The organism is Streptomyces sp. NPDC005648 (assembly GCF_040605395.1).
GTDB lineage: Bacteria > Actinomycetota > Actinomycetes > Streptomycetales > Streptomycetaceae > Streptomyces.
In genome coordinates this window covers 12,245-28,406 of record NZ_JBEXCS010000040.1, presented here as the reverse complement: position 1 = coordinate 28,406, position 16,162 = coordinate 12,245, and the positions used below count along the sequence as shown (strand labels likewise).

10 protein-coding genes are annotated in these 16,162 nt (G+C 70.2%); 4 read left to right on the top strand and 6 right to left on the bottom strand.

The genetic code is table 11. The features are described from left to right. Positions 1-17 precede the first annotated feature (17 nt). Both ABZT17_RS22975 and ABZT17_RS22970 read right to left on the bottom strand, forming a co-directional pair. Positions 18-1,817 (bottom strand): sigma-70 family RNA polymerase sigma factor, encoded by a 1,800-nt coding sequence (locus ABZT17_RS22975; RefSeq protein WP_356351432.1) that lies wholly within the window; start codon positions 1,815-1,817, stop codon positions 18-20. A gap of 100 nt (positions 1,818-1,917) precedes the next feature. Continuing rightward, positions 1,918-3,855, bottom strand: coding sequence for an autotransporter (locus tag ABZT17_RS22970; protein ID WP_356351431.1), 1,938 nt, complete (start codon positions 3,853-3,855; stop codon positions 1,918-1,920). A gap of 356 nt (positions 3,856-4,211) precedes the next feature. Here ABZT17_RS22970 and ABZT17_RS22965 point away from each other — a divergent pair, with 356 nt between their 5' ends. The 3 genes from ABZT17_RS22965 (at position 4,212) to ABZT17_RS22955 (ending at position 8,129) form a co-directional block, all read left to right on the top strand. Continuing rightward, positions 4,212-4,742, top strand: coding sequence for a SigE family RNA polymerase sigma factor (locus ABZT17_RS22965; RefSeq protein ID WP_356351430.1), 531 nt, complete (start codon positions 4,212-4,214; stop codon positions 4,740-4,742). Beyond that, positions 4,739-5,530, top strand: a complete 792-nt coding sequence (locus ABZT17_RS22960; protein ID WP_356351429.1) for a hypothetical protein — start codon at positions 4,739-4,741, stop codon at positions 5,528-5,530. The genes ABZT17_RS22965 and ABZT17_RS22960 overlap by 4 nt, the downstream gene beginning before the upstream one ends. A gap of 142 nt (positions 5,531-5,672) precedes the next feature. Further along, on the top strand, positions 5,673-8,129 hold the full coding sequence (locus ABZT17_RS22955; protein WP_356351428.1) for a non-reducing end alpha-L-arabinofuranosidase family hydrolase: 2,457 nt from the start codon (positions 5,673-5,675) through the stop codon (positions 8,127-8,129). An 85-nt stretch (positions 8,130-8,214) separates the two neighbouring features. Here ABZT17_RS22955 and ABZT17_RS22950 read toward each other — a convergent pair whose 3' ends face one another. The 4 genes from ABZT17_RS22950 to ABZT17_RS22935 all read right to left on the bottom strand — a co-directional run bounded on the left by ABZT17_RS22950 (position 8,215) and on the right by ABZT17_RS22935 (position 12,636). Continuing rightward, a complete protein-coding gene (locus ABZT17_RS22950) occupies positions 8,215-9,912 on the bottom strand; it encodes an RICIN domain-containing protein (RefSeq protein ID WP_356351427.1) in 1,698 nt (565 codons plus the stop codon). Positions 9,913-10,281: 369 nt separating this feature from the next. Continuing rightward, on the bottom strand, positions 10,282-10,470 hold the full coding sequence (locus ABZT17_RS22945) for a DUF397 domain-containing protein (protein WP_356351426.1): 189 nt from the start codon (positions 10,468-10,470) through the stop codon (positions 10,282-10,284). A gap of 233 nt (positions 10,471-10,703) precedes the next feature. Next, on the bottom strand, positions 10,704-11,561 hold the full coding sequence (locus tag ABZT17_RS22940) for a helix-turn-helix transcriptional regulator (protein WP_356351425.1): 858 nt from the start codon (positions 11,559-11,561) through the stop codon (positions 10,704-10,706). Between the two features lie 313 nt (positions 11,562-11,874). After that, on the bottom strand, positions 11,875-12,636 hold the full coding sequence (locus ABZT17_RS22935; protein ID WP_356351424.1) for a GPP34 family phosphoprotein: 762 nt from the start codon (positions 12,634-12,636) through the stop codon (positions 11,875-11,877). Between the two features lie 203 nt (positions 12,637-12,839). Between ABZT17_RS22935 and ABZT17_RS22930 the strand changes: the two genes are divergently transcribed. Next, entirely contained in the window at positions 12,840-15,998 is a 3,159-nt protein-coding gene (locus ABZT17_RS22930) for a D-alanyl-D-alanine carboxypeptidase (RefSeq protein ID WP_356351423.1), read from the top strand. Positions 15,999-16,162 lie beyond the last annotated feature (164 nt).

Sequence of the window (16,162 nt, the reverse complement as noted above, 5' to 3'; positions counted from 1 at the left end):
TTACGGCGCGGACATGGTCAGGACACTGCGGAGCGCTGGGGCACGGTGCCCGCGTCGGTCGGCGTGGTGCGGGTGGCGTACTGCGGTACGGGGGCGTCGTCGCGGCCGGTGTCGCGCACGAGTCCGTACCGTTCGCGGTCGGCGGAGTCCGGGACCGGGGGACGGGCGATGTCGTCGGCTGTCTCCTGCCAGGAGGAGTGCAGGACGTCGAGGTTGTAGTCGGCCTGGGTTTCGTTGAGGTGGAGTGTGACGCTGCCGTCGAGGTAGTAGTACTCGTTCTGCCACATCTGCTGGGCTCCCGGCGGCAGGACGATCAGTCCTTGCTGCCGGTTGCCCATCCAGGTGCCGCCGGCGGGCGCGCCCGGCTGACGGTCGTCCATGCGGTGGCCGCCGCCCGAGGCCACGTGGAACAGCCTTCCTCGCAGTCCGGTCCACGAGGGCATGGTCAGCAGCCCGGGGCGCAGCCCGTACATCACGTCCCAGTGGACGGTGAAATAGCCCTTCCCGCGCAGTACCACCGTGTCCCCGCGGTGGACGAGCTGATAGCCGTCCAGGTGCTTCTTGAGCCCCGTCATCGTCACCGTGGTCTGCGGGCGGTGGGGCAATGCGGCGGGCGGCCGGTTCGGCGGTGGCGCGCTGTCCACGGTGTCGACCACGGACCCGTACCGCGGCCCTGGCGAGGGATGCGATACGGCGGAGCCCGGTACCGGTGCCGGTCGTGACGGTGATGCGGATGCCGATGGGGAGGCGGATGGGGATGCGGATGCGGTGAGCGAAGGCGCGGGTGCCGGGCCTGAGGCCGTCGGGGCGGTGGCCGGACGTGCCGACGGGCTGGACCATGGGGCCGTGTGCACGAGCACGCCACCGCCCACGGCGAGCAGCGCACTCGCCGCCGCCACCACGGCCTTCGCGGTGAGGCCCGTCCCTGCGGTCCCCGCGGTCCCCGCCGTCGCGGAACCCGCGCTGCCCGAAGTGGCCGTGGTGCCGGCATGGCCGGCCGCCGCGGCGTGCGTTCCCGCGGACAGCCACGGGCGCCAGGCCAGCAGTGCCGCCGGCACGGGCAGGAGGGCCAGGGGCGCCAGCAGTCCTTCCGGGGCCAGCATGCCGTCCTCGTGGCGCACGCACCGCGGGCACTGCCGCACATGGCGGCCGAGGCGTTTGCGCCACAGGCCGCTGGGGGCCCCGTTCCAGTCCCGGGTCAGCCGGGTCAGTTCCCCGCAGGCGGGCCTGGCCGCGAGGGCCCGGACGATGACGCGGGAGGTGTGCAGGCGCTCCTTCATGCGTTGCACCCGTACCGCCGCTTGATGGCCGGTCATGTCCAGCGCGGAGGCGAGCTCGGCCCGGGCGAGCCGGCCGGCCGTCTCCAGCCACCACAGGGACAGCAGCTCCCGGTCGTCCTCGTCGAGCCAACGGGTCGCGCGCACGGACTCCTCGCGCTGCCCGGACAGCCGGAGGTCGAGGAGGACCCCCTCGGCGAAGTCGGCGGCCGGGTCGGGCCGGTGCTCGGCCGCGTCGAACGCCGCTCCCGTCGTCTCGCTCCTGCCGCGCCCGCGGATGTGGTCGCGGACCTCGTTCACGGTGATGGTGATCACCCAGGACCGGAACGCCTCCGGGCGCTCCAGTCCCCCGATGCCGCGCAGGATGCGCATCATCGTCTCCTGGACGATGTCGTCGACGTCGTCGCGGTACGGGTGCGCACGCGCCGCGACGCTGTAGACCAGCGGAAGCGTCCGGGAGCTGAGCTCTTCCAGGGCGTCGCGATCGCCGGCCCGAGCCGCGGCTATCACATCGGCCGCGGGCGCGGCATGCCTTGGCATCGGGTCTCCCTTCGACCTGACGCGGGTACGAAGCGGAGTCATCGTAAGGGGTGAGCGCTGACAGCCATGGGCGGGCCGGTGGGATCCGTGGCGGCGGGGATCAGCGGGCGTGACGCGGGGACGTACGCGGACGCGAGCGGACGCGCACGAAGACGAAGACCGCGGCGACGCCGGCGAGAACGACGCCCGCCAGTCCTGTGACGCCCCACAGAGCACCCACGTTGTTGCCGGTGTCCGCCATGGTGCCGGTGGAGGCGCCCAGGGGCGTGGCCGCTCGGCCGGTCCGGGCGGGGGAGGGTGCCGGTCCGCTCGCGGCGGAGGACGGGTGTGCGGTCTTGGTGGACGGGAGAGCCGTCAGCACGGTGTGGACGCCGGCCCGGCTGACGGAGAAGCGCATCCCGCCGATGGCGAGACCCTTACCGGAGACTGTTGCGGTCCTCGAACCGAGGGTCAGCTCAGGGGAGTTCCGGGGAAGGAGGATCTTCGCACCTGTGACGACCCGCAGCCTGCGCAGAGTCGTGTCGCGTGCCTTGCTGAGATCCAGGACGGCCGAGGAACCGGTCAGAGCGACCGCACTCGATGTCCGCAGAGAGGTCCCGGAGACGATCAGGCTGCCTTTGGCCACCGTGGTGACGCCGGTGTGGGCGGCGCTGGTGACGGTGGTGGCGGCGGCTCCGTTCTGCGTCACCGATCCGGTACCGGTCACCGCCGGGAGGGTGGTGGGGGTCCCGGTGTTGCGGATCACGAGTGAACCGTTGTCGATCACTTTGTCGAGGGCTCCGCCGGTGTGGAGGCTTCCGTCGCCGCCCGCGGTCCCGGAGCCGAGACGGAGGGTCGCCTTCCTGTCGATGGTGGTGGATCCGTCGTAGTACTGCGCTGCCGCGAAGGTCACGTCGTTGCCGCTGGTGCCGGCGATGACGACGTCCCCGGCGCCGGGAGCGCCGAGGGTGTCGTGATACATGCCGCCGCCGATGGGCGCGCCCAGGGTCACCGGTCCGTTGTAGTCGAAGGTGAGCCGGGAGCGCTGCCGTCTGGCGTGCAGGTTGATGTAGACCGTCTGCGCCGTGCCGGGCATGAAGATCCGGTGCGTGGTCCCGTCGCCCCACTGGACGTCGGCGCCCTCGATGTTGGTGCCGCGCTTGTTCAGGTTGTGGGCCACGGGCCGCCAGTTCAGTCCGGGGTCGCTCAGCGAGGGCGCCGCCCCGTCGCCGCTGTCACTCCAGCTGTAGACGCCGGTGAGGATCACCTTGCTGCCCGGCCGGGAGTGCACATTGACGTCGTTGCCGTACTCGTGGCTGTAGAAGTTCTGCCGCTCTACGACCGTGTGGTAGAGCGGGGTGTCGATGATCCATGAACCGCGGTTGACGACGGAGCGGGCGCCCGGCAGGTCGGCGGCACAGGTGGTGCTCGCGAAGTTGACGCCCGTGCCGTTGTCGAAGACGCCGGAGAACGGGTTGGTGCCACAGATCTGGAGCGTTCCCCACATGTTCCGGGGCTGGGTGACCAGGCCGGAGCCGCTGATGATGCCCAGGTTGAACAGCCGGGTCAGCGACAGACGCAGGGTGCCGTCCACCCGGATGTTGTCCTGGTTCTGCTGGTAACCGGGCGTGTTGTACGGGAAGGACCCGATCAGGCCGGTCGTACCGCCGGTGCCGTACTGGAGGGTCGCCCCCGCGTCCACGGTGACCGCGGGCTCGTCGGGACCGTCGACCACGACGTACGGGTGGTTGCCGCCCGGGATCCGGACCCTCTGGTGCTGCCGGGAGCGCGGCAGGGTGAAGGTGCTGTCCCTGGCGAGGACCAGCGTGCCGGTGCCGGACACGCGAAGCGCTCCTTCACCGCTGATCACACCGGTGTACGTGTGGGTTCCCCGCGGTACGCGCACGACCGCGTCACCGGTCAGGACGACATCACGGTTCGCCAGGACGGCCGAGGTGATGTCGCCGTCCGCGGCGACCGCGCTGCCCACCGCGACCACCGGTGTGACGGCTCCCGCGACGAGAGCCGACGCCAGGACAAGGTGCCAAGATCGCTTCATCGAGTCAGGGTGCTTTCCTGAAGTGCTGGTGATCCTTACGGACGTGAAGACCGGTGGCCGGCCACCGGGATCTCAAAAACCCGGCAACCTTCTCGTCCTCTGCGGCAACTGGGAGCCGTAAGGCCTGGTCGAACTACCGGATGGACGGGCATGAGGGCAACGAAGCACATCGCGCCGCAACCGTGGCACTGGCGCGGACTGGTCCGGCATTGACCAGCCCGCCGGTCAGCCTTCACCGCCCCGCTACCGAGCACGACCGCCGTTCGAATCCCGGGCCGGGCACTGCTAGGCTGCGCTCCCCGTTGTTGAACGTGCAACCAACGCGCACATCATTGCCAGGAGAGGGCGACCCGGGGATGGTCCTCGATGACGCGTCCGCGGAGTTCCACGAATTCTTCGAACGCCACTATGCCGAACTCGCCCGTCTGGCTTACCTGCTGACCGGCGAGACCGACGCGGCGGACGACCTCGCGGCGGATGCCCTGGTCGCCCTGTGGCAGCGCTGGGACCGGTTGCGGCAGGCCGACCACCCGCTCGCCTACGCCCGCGGTGTGGTGGCCAACCTCGCGCGGGGACGGATCCGCAGCGCGGTGCGCGAGCGACGCCGGATCGCGCTGTTCTGGTCCCGCAGCCCCGAGAAGGTGGACGGGCCGGACACGGCGGCCGTACTGGATGTCCGCGCGGCGCTCGACCGGCTGCCGTTCCGCAAGCGCGCCTGCGTGGTGCTGCGGCACGCCTTCGACCTGTCCGAGAAGGACACCGCGGTGGCGCTGGGCATCTCGGTCGGCACGGTGAAGAGCCAGACCTCGAAGGGAATGGCCGAGCTGGAAAGGATACTGGGCGCACGAGCGGCCGGGGACCTGGTGGCAGGGAGGAGGAACCGGTGAACGAGGAGATCGCCCGTCAGCTGCGCGAGGCCGCCGGGGCCCACCGGCCCGACCGCGCGAGGATGCTGGCCAGAGTGCAACGCGGCATGGCCGGGCCCGCCGTCCGTCACCGCGCGCGGCCGTTCGCGAGGTCCGGGACCAGGGTCGCGCTCGCCGGGCTCGCCGCTGCCGGCATCCTGACGACCGGCGGCCTGGCCGTCGCCGCCATCGTCACGACCCCGTCGCCGCCGCCGTCGGCCACCGTGACCGTGCCTGCCACCCCGTCCCCGACCGCCGGCTCCCCGCACCCGACATCGGCCCGCCCCACCCCTGTCGCGCCGGCCCCGGTCACCACCCCGGGCAGCGCGCGCCCGACTCCGCCGGCCACCAGTCCGTCGCCGTCCGCCGGCGAGAGCCAGAACGGGCCGCTGTGGTCAGGCGGCTCGCTGGACCCGGGCAGCACCGTCTACTGGACGCAGAGCAACCTCGCCCTCAAGACGACCCGGCCGCTCACCTCGCTCACGGTCGAGATACGGATCGTCCAGACCGGCGGGGTGAAGAACACCGGTACCTGGCAGACCCTGCCGAGTGGTGACTTCACCGTCACCGTCCAGCAGGCCGGTGGCGTGCTGGTCTACCGCTGGGTCCTCAAGCCGGGCCTGACCGTGCCGGCCGGGAGCCATGAGTTCGCCGCACAGTTCAACAACGGCGCCGGCGGGCGCAGTGCCGCGGGCGACGGCTACCGCGTCGACGCGCGGGATTCCGGCGGCTCCGCGTCGGTCCGGGGAGGGTTCGTCCCGACCCGGTGAACGCCGCTGTGCGGCCGGTCGGCCGGGGGAGCTGGATTCGGCGGCCGTGAAGATTCCCCCCTCGATCGCGGCAACGTTTGTGTGCGTGGTGACAACTGGCGGGTGACCGGGCCCGGAGCAGGGCCCGCTGTGCCAGAAGGACATGCCGTTGTCAGATCAGAACCGCTCTCATCGCCGCCGTCCGGCCACCCGCCGCGTGCTCGCCGCCGCCGTGGTCCTCGCCGCCGCGGGTGCCGCCGTACCGCTGGTCGCGCTGGCCGCACGCACGCCGGGGGCCGGCACATCGACCCTGGGCGCCGCCGCGGCCGGCAGCGGCCGCTACTTCGGCACGGCAGTGTCCTCGGGCAGGCTCGGTGACTCGACGTACTCCACGATTCTCGACCGGGAGTTCAACATGATCACCCCGGAGAACGAGATGAAGTGGGACACCACCGAGCCCTCCCGCGGCAGCTTCAACTTCGGCCCCGCCGACCAGATCGTCAACCACGCCGCCGCCCACGGCCAGCGCATGCGCGGCCACACCCTCGTCTGGCACTCCCAACTGCCCGGCTGGGTCAAGTCCATCACCGACGCCAACACGCTGCGCAGCGTGATGGACAACCACATCACGACGGAGATGACCCACTTCAAGGGCAAGATCTACGCCTGGGACGTGGTCAACGAGGCGTTCGCCGACGGCGGCAGCGGTCAGCACCGCAGCTCGGTCTTCCAGGACGTGCTGGGCAACGGCTTCATCGAGGAAGCCTTCCGCACGGCCCGGAAAGCCGACCCCTCCGCCAAGCTCTGCTACAACGACTACAACATCGAGAACTGGACCGACGCGAAGACGCAGGGCGTCTACAACATGGTCAAGGACTTCAAGTCCCGTGGTGTGCCCGTCGACTGCGTCGGTTTCCAGAGCCACTTCGGCGCCGGCGGCCCGCCCGCGAGCTTCCAGACCACTCTGTCCAAGTTCGCCGCGCTCGGCGTGGACGTCCAGATCACCGAGCTCGACATCGCCCAGGCGTCCGCCACCGCGTACGCCGGCACTGTGCAGGACTGCCTCAACGTCGCCCGCTGCACGGGCGTCACGGTGTGGGGCATCCGCGACAGCGACTCCTGGCGCACCGGTGAGAACCCGTTGCTGTTCGACAACGGCGGTAACAAGAAGCCCGCCTACGACGCGGTGCTCACCGCCCTGGGCGGCAGCAGCGGCGGGGGCACGGCGGGTGGTGGCACGGCGGCGGCCGGGGACATCACCTCCGGCACCGTCTACACGCTCTCCAACGCGGCCGCCGGACGCGTTCTCGACGAGCCCGCGGGACAGAACGGCAACGGCACCCCGCTCCAGGTGTGGGACGCAAGCGGCGCCGCCAACCAGCAGTGGCGGGCCACCAAGAACAGTGACGGCTCCTACACGCTGACCAACGTCGCCGGCGGCCGGGTACTGGACGAGCCGGGCAACCAGACGGGCAACGGGACGAGGATGGAGGTCTGGGACTCCAACGGCGGCGCCAACCAGCACTGGCGGGCCACCAAGAACGGTGACGGCTCCTACACGCTGACCAACGTCGCCAGCGGCCGGGCGCTGGAGATCCCCGGCGGCAAGACCGCCAACGGCACTTCCGTCCAGATCTGGGACTCCAACGGCGGCGGCGCCAACCAGCACTGGAGCTTCAAGCCGGCCGCGGCGCCGAAGAGCAGCACGTGTGCTCTTCCGTCGACCTACCGGTGGACGTCGACGGGTGCGTTGGCGCAGCCGGCGAACGGGTGGGACGCGGTGAAGGACTTCACCACCGTGACGTACAACGGCAAGCACCTGGTCTACGCGTCGAGCGTGGCGGGCTCGTCGTACGGCTCGATGATGTTCAAGCCCTTCACGAACTGGTCGGACATGGCGTCGGCCGGCCAGACCGGGATGAGCCAGAAAGCGGTGGCGCCCACACTGTTCTACTTCGCGCCCAAGAAGATCTGGGTGCTGGCGTCCCAGTGGGGCGCGTCGGCGTTCGTCTACCGCACCTCCAGCGACCCCACCAACCCGGGCGGCTGGTCCGCGTCGCAGCCGCTGTTCACCGGCAGCATCCCCAGCGCCGAATCCGCCACCGGCCCGATCGACCAGACCCTGATCGCCGACGACAAGAACATGTACCTGTTCTTCGCCGGTGACAACGGCAAGATCTACCGGGCGAGCATGCCGATCGGGAACTTCCCGGGCAACTTCGGCTCGTCGTACACGACGGTCATGAGCGACACGACGAAGAACCTGTTCGAGGCGCCGCAGGTCTACAAGGTGCAGGGCCAGAACCAGTACCTCATGATCGTCGAGGCGCGGGGCGCGAACGAGCAGCGCTACTTCCGCTCGTTCACGGCGTCCAGCCTGAGTGGTTCATGGACCCCGCAGGCCGCCGGCGAGAGCAACCCGTTCGCGGGCAAGGCCAACAGCGGTGCCACCTGGACCAACGACATCAGCCACGGAGACCTGGTCCGCGACAACCCCGACCAGACCATGACCGTTGACCCCTGCCACCTGCAGTTCCTGTACCAGGGCAAGTCCCCCACCGCGAGCGGCCCGTACGACCGGCTGCCGTGGCGGCCGGGCGTCCTCACCCTGCAGCGCTGACCCGCCTGAGCCGCGGTCCCCAGCCCGACGAAGATGACGAAATGCGCCCCCATCGAAGAGATGGGGGCGCATTCGTCGGCTTCGCCTACTTGAGCGGTGTACCGCCCGAGTTGTGGTACGCGATCGTCTTGTTGATCAGGTTTCCGCCGTCGGTTTCGACCGAGGTCTGTTCCTGCTGCCCCGGCCCGAAGAACAGGCCGGCGATGTGGGCGTTCGCCACCTGGTCCATGTGGGCGAAGAACCAGTCCACCTTGTCGTCCTTGTAGTGGTTGAGGGTGTTGTTCTGCGCCATGTTGCCCACGGGGATCTGCCACAGGACCACCGGCTTGCCCACGGACTCGGCCATCGTCTTGTAGAACTGCAGGGCGGCGGCGGCCTTCTGGTCGGTCCAGAAGTGGTCACTGCCGCCGTGGGCCGGCTGCGCGTACCAGCCCGCGTCGCGGTCCGACACGTCGGTGGCCAGGAAGTCGGCGTTCTTGGCCCCGAAGCTCTCGTAGGACTTGACGCAAGCCTGCGTGCTGGTCTCCCAGTCGAAGCAGGAGAGGTGCATCCCGACTTCGGTGTTCGGCGCGTACTTGTGCGCCATCGAGATCAGGCACTGGGCGAGCCCGGTGGCGCTGTTCTCCTGCAATCCGCAGTCCTTCGAATTCGCGCTCTTGACCTGTGCGGGAACCTGGTGCGGATCGCCGAGCGACCGGACGTAGCCCCAGAAGTCGGGCTCCAGGTCGATAGCTTCCTGCGACGTGCCGATCTTCTGGAGGAAGAAACGGTAGTCGTTCAGGTACCGGGTGAGCAGGTCGACCCGGTTGATGGCCTTGACCTCGCCCGGGCCGTCGCCCTCGCCCGCCGCGTCCCCGAGGTCGCGCAACGAGTACCAGGTCCAGAGCATCTTCTGCGGACGCGCGCTGCCCTTGTACGTCGCCTGGGACACCACGTCGTCCCGCCAGGTCACGTACGTGCCGGGCGCCGTGGTGCTGCCGTTCCAGCAGCCCCACCAACCCGACCAGTCGTCGTGGCATTTCGCTGCCGTGTAGTAGTCCGAGGACGGCGCGGGCTGGCTGTGCACATAGGCGTACCGGACGTCGAACGGCGCGGCGGCCGCCGAGGCGTCGGACATCGAGCCGCCGATGAGCACCGTGCTGCTGCCCAGGAAGCGTTTCGTCGAGCTGCCGCCACCGGCCACGGGAGACGGCGTGGACGACGGCGTGGACGACGGGTGGGAGCTGCTCGGAGCCGGGCTGGAGGGAACGCTGCTGCTCGGCGCGGCGGGTGTACCGGCGCCGCCGACACTCCCGGCAGGGACGAGTTGCCACTGCTGATCGGCGCCGCCCCGGTCGCGGTTCTGGACGACGCCGCCCCCGTCGGCCTTGGCGGCGTTGCGGACACCGACAGCCATGCCACTGAAGCGATTGACCAGACGCAGGTAGCCGTTCGGCGACTTGGCCAGTTTGAACTGCTGGTTGGTGCCGTTCAGGTCTTTCCACTGCACGATGGCGGAGCCGGCGGTCCTCGACCAGCCGAGATCGTCCAGCACCTTGCCGGAGTTCCGGTTCTGCAGCCGGTAGTAGCCGTTACCCACGTCGATGAAGCGCCACTGCTGGTTGGCCCCGCCGTGGCGCGCCCACTGCACCACCGCCGCGCCGTCGTTCTTGGCGGAGCCGCGGTCGTCCAGCACCTTGCCGCTGTTGCGGTTGACCAGCACGTACCACTTCTTCGGATCCAGGGTCTTCTGCTGCGCCGAAGCCTGGCTGACCACGACAGCCGAGCCGGCCACGACCACCATGGTGAGACCCGCCCAGAGACCCCTACGCGCGAGCAACCGACGGCCACGATGCCTCGGGCGACCACCGCGCGCCCCGTCGTCGTCACGGTGGCCGCCGACGCGGGAGGCCACCGATGACGTGGGTGGGCCGGGGACATGTCTGTGCTCTGGTTCCAGGGACACGCCTGTGCTCTCTTTCAGCTGTTGCATCTGACCGGACCACGTGGCCGGACAACGCTGAGTGGTTCGAGAGACCGAAAAGGTTGCCGTGAAGAGCCAAAGACTTCCGGACATGGCCGAGCCCCCTCGGCAAGGACGGCGAAGCTGGTCGAGAGGGCTCTTCCTGTGGTGCGTGTGAAGTTGTACGGCTACTTCGATCAACTGCTTCGATTACTTCACCGATGTGACGAAGGTGTTCCACGCCTCGGCCGGGAAGGCCAGTACGGGGCCGTCGGTGACCTTGGAGTCCCGGACCGCCATCGAGGCGACGACCGGCGACTTGATCTCGACGCACGCGCCGTTGCCCGTGGAGTAGGAGGACTTGGTCCACGTGTCCGTGGTGCCCTGACGAATTGCCATTTTCCGCTCCGTAATGCCAGATGCCGAGTTGCTGTCACCGCGCGACGAGTCCGTCTCCGAACCCATGGCGCGGTTTGCGCCAACCTTGGTGTGTGGTGGCGTGATCGACGCTACTCGCCAACCCCGGCGTACGAAGAGACTATTCACTCGACCGGATGGCATATTCCAAGTGGGTCTTCCACTCCGGCCCCGGGAAGGTGTACCGTGCCCGGCAACTTCGCGGAGCGGGCGCTTCAGCGCGCGTACTCCTTCGCGGCGTCCGCGATGAACTGCCGTGACTGGTCCGGGTTCAGGGCCTGGGCCCGCAGGTGCTCGTACATCACGCTGTACTTCTGCACGTCGTTGGGCTTCTCCAGATACAGGTCGCTGGTCACGCCCTCGATGTACACGACGCTGGAGTCGGCGGCGTCCGGGAACTCCAGGATCGCGTACTGGCCGTTGAGGCCGGGATGCGCCCCCATGTCGAACGGGATCACCTGGACCGTCACATGGGGCAGCTGGGACTGCTCGACCAGATGCTCCAACTGGTCCCGCATCAGCGACTTGTTGCCCACCAGCCGGCGCAGGGCCGCCTCGTCCATCACCGTCCACAGCCGGAGCGGGTTCTCCGGGGCGGTGATTCGTTCCTGCCGGCGCAGGCGCACCTGGACCCGCTTCTCCACATCGGCGGCGGCCGTCTCTGGCAGCGCGCCCGAGATGAGGGCCTCCGCGTACTGCCGGGTCTGCAACAGCCCCGGGACGACCTGGGGATCGTAGACCCGCAGACTCGCGGCGTCGGTCTCCAGTCCGATGTAGACGCTGTAGGGAATGTCCCCGAAGGAGTGCCACCAGCCCTGCTGGCGCGAGTCCTTGGCCATCTGCATCAGCGAGTCGACGATCCGGTGGTCCTCGACCTCGTACACCCCGCAGAGATCGCGCACATCGCGCTGGCTGATGCTGCGGCGGCCGTTCTCCAGCCGGCTGATCTTGGACTGCGACACCAGCAGCCGCTCCGCCACTTCCTCGGCCGTCATGCCCTTGAGCTCACGGAGCCGGCGCAGCTCCTGGCCCAGTCGGCGTCGCCTGACGGTCGGATTGACATTGGACGCCACGGGAACGTGCACCTCCGGCTGCGGACCTCTGCTTACCACTTTGCGTATCTGCTGTTGAGCAGACTGCCACCAAGGTGCTTCCTACCGCTGGGAAACGGCGGATATGCGCTGGATACGCGCCAGTTCGGCGGGCCGGGAGGAATCGGGCCGCGCGGCGAAAGAGGCCGGAGGGGACAAGCGGCCGCGCGGGGTGGCGGAGGCCAAGGAGGTCTCCGCCACCCCGCGCGATCCAGCGGCTCCCGAACCGGGTCTCGGGGACTGCTTGTCGTCCCGGTGTTACTGCTTTCCCGCTCGTTCGTCGTGGGACTGCGGCTCAGTGGGCCACGACACGCGCCATGGCACCTCGGCGCGGCTGCATCGGAACGCCACGAGCGGGTTCCGGCGCGGACCTGGCCGGTCCGGGCGCGGCCTGGCGGCCGGCCGGGGCGGCCGGGTTACGGCGTGGCTGTGCTCCCACGCCGTTCTGGACGTCCATCACCGCGTGCGCGACGAGACCGCCCATGGGGTCGTGCCTGATCAGATCCCGCAGCCGAGAACGAGAGGAACGCCCCTCGTTGCCCGGATACAGGTGCTTGCCGAGGCCGACCGCGTGTGCCAGGGCGGCGAGCGCCGCGGTCCGCGGGTCCGGCGGTACGCCGGTGCGGATCGCGGAGTCCAGCCGGGACCTGATCTCCCGGCTGATGGCGGTGTCCGTCGCCTGGTAACGAGTCGTCGGCAGCACCCCGCACATCTGGCCGGCCACGGCATGCACCATGCCGCACCGCTCGAGATGCGAGAGGTAGGTCTGGCGCAGCCCGAGACGGGGTCCGCCAATCCAGTTCACTGCCCGCACGGGAGCGCCACGCCTTCGCAGCAACTCCAACGCGCAGTCCAACGTTGGATCTCCAGTCGGCCGTGGGGCTACCACGGCGATACGATCCCCGTCTGGGGCTATCCGTCCGGCCAGCGCCAGCTCCACTAGCTGTGCTCCGGCCAGACCGAGGTCGAGCGACTGCGGCTGTGCAGTGGTACCCGTGGCCGGGTCCAGTGCCAGCAGCAGAAGCTCTTCCGGAAGTGTTCTGCGGCTCCTGCCCATCCATGCCTCCCCGCGTGGATGAAAGACAGGGTGACCCCTCTCACATTGGTCTGTCGAGGGTGCGTGACCTGTTTGTAAGGGAACCGGTAGGTATGTCGTTCTCGTCTACCGCAGGGGTTAAGCCCCCACACAGGACACTGGTACATGGTTCGGACAGCGTGTAGAGCGGTGTTCCGGGCGGCGGTTCACGGTTCGGTTGGCACATGGAGGAGGCATCGGTGGCGGGCGAGTCCCCCGACAGGTCGAAGCAGCGCGAGTCGTCGGCAGAACCGACGTCGGGGAGCGCGGGTCCGGTTCCCGAGGCCAGGACCGAGGAGCGAGCGGCGCGTGATCCGCGCCTCGGGGCGGCGGAGGCACGCGGAGGCGTGGACACGGCGACGCGGGTGTTCTCGGTACGCGACCTGAAGACCGACGCACGGCCCGCACAGGAGCCCCAGGAACGCGACGAGAGCCCCGCCGGGCCCTCCCGCCCCACCGGGGCTCCGGGGACGACCGAGGGCGCCGTGCAGGGCCCGCAGAACACCGATGAGCACCCCTCCGACGGCGACACCCCGGCCGCCGCCACCTCGCCCACACCCGACGGCCCGCCCGGAGACGAGGACGTGGATGCCGGTTCGACCGGGGACGAGGATGAGCGTCCCGGTTCGGCCGGAGACGAGGGCGAGGGTCCCGGTTCGGCCGGGGACGAGGGCGAGGGTCCCGGTTCGGCCGGGGACGAGGGTCTCGGTTCGGCCGGCGGCCAGGACGAGGGTGCCGGTTCGATCGGGCGCGGGGACGAGGGTCCCCGTTCGGCCGGGGGCGGTGGTGCCGAGGGCTCGGGGGCCGGTGACGCCTCGCGGGGCGAGAAGGGCGATGCGGAGGGGGCCCGGGAGAGCGGCGCTGCCGCTGGGGCCCCTGCCGAGGAGTCGGAGGGCGCTGAGGACGCCGTCCAGGGCGTTGAGGGCGACGGGGGCGGTGCCGGGAAGGACGCGGTCTCCAGCAGCGGTGACGTTTCCGCTGACGCGGTGACCGACGGTGCCCGGGGCGAGGTGGTCGGCGACGCGAGGCTACGTGCGGCCGTGGCGGCGTGGGTCCGGTCCGGGGACTCCGAAGGTGCCGGGAACGACGCGGAGGCCGCGGGGGCGGACGAGAGGGGCGCCGCGGAGGGCGAGGGCGACTCCGGCGGTGCGACCGCCTCGGGCGCCGAGCCCGAGGACGCCGCGTCCAAGGCGGGCCGAACCTCGTCCGAGGAGGCGGCACCCAAGGCTGAGGGCACGACCGAGCCCAAGGACGCCAGGCCCGAGGCGAGCCGGAGGACGTCCGAGGCGGCGGTACCCGAGGAGGAGGGCACCTCCACCGACGCTGAGGGCACCTCCGCCGGGCCCGACGCGGACGAGCGGTCCAGCGCTGAGGCGGGTGCCGAGCCCGAGGACGCCAGGCCCGAGGCGAGCCGTACTGTGTCCGACGTAGCGGCTTCCAAGGCGGAAGGCACCTCTACCGACGCCGAGGCGGTCGAGCCGTCCACCGCCGAGTCCGAAGACGTCCGGCCCGAGGCCGCCGAGTCCGAAGACGTCGAGCCCGAGGACGTCAGGCCCCAGGTCGTCGCGGCCGAGGCGGATCAGGGTTCCTCCGACGTGGCGGCCCCCGACGCTGAGGGCACCTCCGCCGAGCCCGCGGGTGACGACGTTGCCGACGAAGAGCCGTCCGGTGACGGGGATGCCGGTGCCGGCGTGCCCGCCGACGCCCGTCCGTCCGCCGATTCCGGAGCCGCGGCCGACGGCGGTGGGTCCGCCCCGCGGGGGACAGCCGCGGCCGACGGCGGTGGGTCCTCTCCGCAGGGGGCACCCGCCGCTGACGGCGACAGTGGTGCGGGTGGGGGAGCCGTCGATCAGCCCACCACCATGCTCAAGCGGCCGCAGCTCGATCAGCCCACGACCATGCTCAAGCTCACCGACCCCAAGTCGGACCCGGAGCGCACCAGCAGGTTCGTGGCCCTCAAGCCGCTCGACGACCCGGCGACCAGGACGAAGCGGCCGACGCCCGCGGACGCCACCGCCCCCGTCCCCCAGGTCGGCCCCGAACGCACCACCCAGCAGCCCCTGCCGCCCAAGCCCCCGCTCGACCTGCTGGCGGAGCTGACCAACACCCCGCCACCGCCCCAGACCCCGGTCCGCACGATCATCCGGCGGGTCAAGATCTGGACCCCGCTGGTCCTCCTGCTCGTCGTCGTGTTTGCGATCGTGCAGGCCGTCCGCCCCCTGCCCACCCCCACCCTCGCCCTCACCGCCGCCGACTCGTACACCTTCGACGGCAGCAAGGCCGAACTCCCGTGGCCGTCCGAGGGCCAGGGCCGCCTGGACATCAACGGCATCGGCACGATGGGCACCTTCGGCAAGCAGACGCCCGTCCCCATCGGCTCCGTCGCCAAGGCCATGACCGCGTACATCGTCCTCAAGGACCACCCGCTCAAGCCGGGCCAGGAGGGCGAGAAGATCACGGTCGACGCGCTCGCGGAGAAGGAGGGCGGCTACGACAAGGACAACGAGTCCACCCTCAACACCGTCAAGAAGGGCGACGTCCTCACCGAGAAGCAGGCGCTGTCGGCCATCATGATCCCCTCCGCGAACAACATCGCGCGGCTGCTGGCCCGCTGGGACGCGGGCTCCGAGACGGCGTTCATCAAGAAGATGAACGACACCGCCAAGGAACTGGGGATGACCGGCACCACGTACACCGACGCCTCCGGCCTGAAGGAGACCACCGTCTCCACCGCCGAGGACCAGGTGAGGCTCGGCAACCAGCTGGTGAAGATCCAGGCCCTGATGGACATCACCAAGCTCCCCAGCTGGGTCGACCCCTCCGGCACCAAGTGGCCCAACTTCGACAAGCTGGTCCCCTACAACGGCGCCATCGGCATCAAGACCGGCACCACCACCAAGGCCGGCGGCAACCTGCTCTTCGCCGCCACCAAGGAGGTCGGAGGCGAGACCGTCACCGTCGTCGGCGCGATCCTCGGCCAGCACACCGCGCCGATCATCGACACCGTCAACGCGGTCAGCAAGAAGGCGATGCTCGCCGCCCAGGACGCCCTGCGGTCGGCGAAGATCGTCAAGAAGGGCACGGTCGTCGGATACGTCGACGACGGCCTCGGCGGCCACACCCCCGTGGTCGTCACCAAGGACGTCACCGCCATCGGCTGGAACGGCTTCAAGGTGAAGCTCTCCTTCGACGCCGACGACGTCCCGCACACCGCCAAGGCCGGCGCCGCGGTCGGCACGCTCACCGTCGGCGACGGCACGAGCGGCGCCGTGAAGGTGCCTGTGGCCCTCCAGAAGGACCTCACCGAGCCCGGCTTCACGGCCAAGCTCAAGCGCCTCGGCTGAACCGCCGCGAGCATGTCACCGCACCCCGTCGGCGGGCCCCACCAGGGCGCCCACCGGCGGGGTGCGTGCTAGCGTCACGAAACGGGGCAGGTCGCCGCTCGCGGGACGCGGACGGGAACCCGCCAGGACGTGGCCGGCAACGGACGGCCCACGGGACGCGTCCT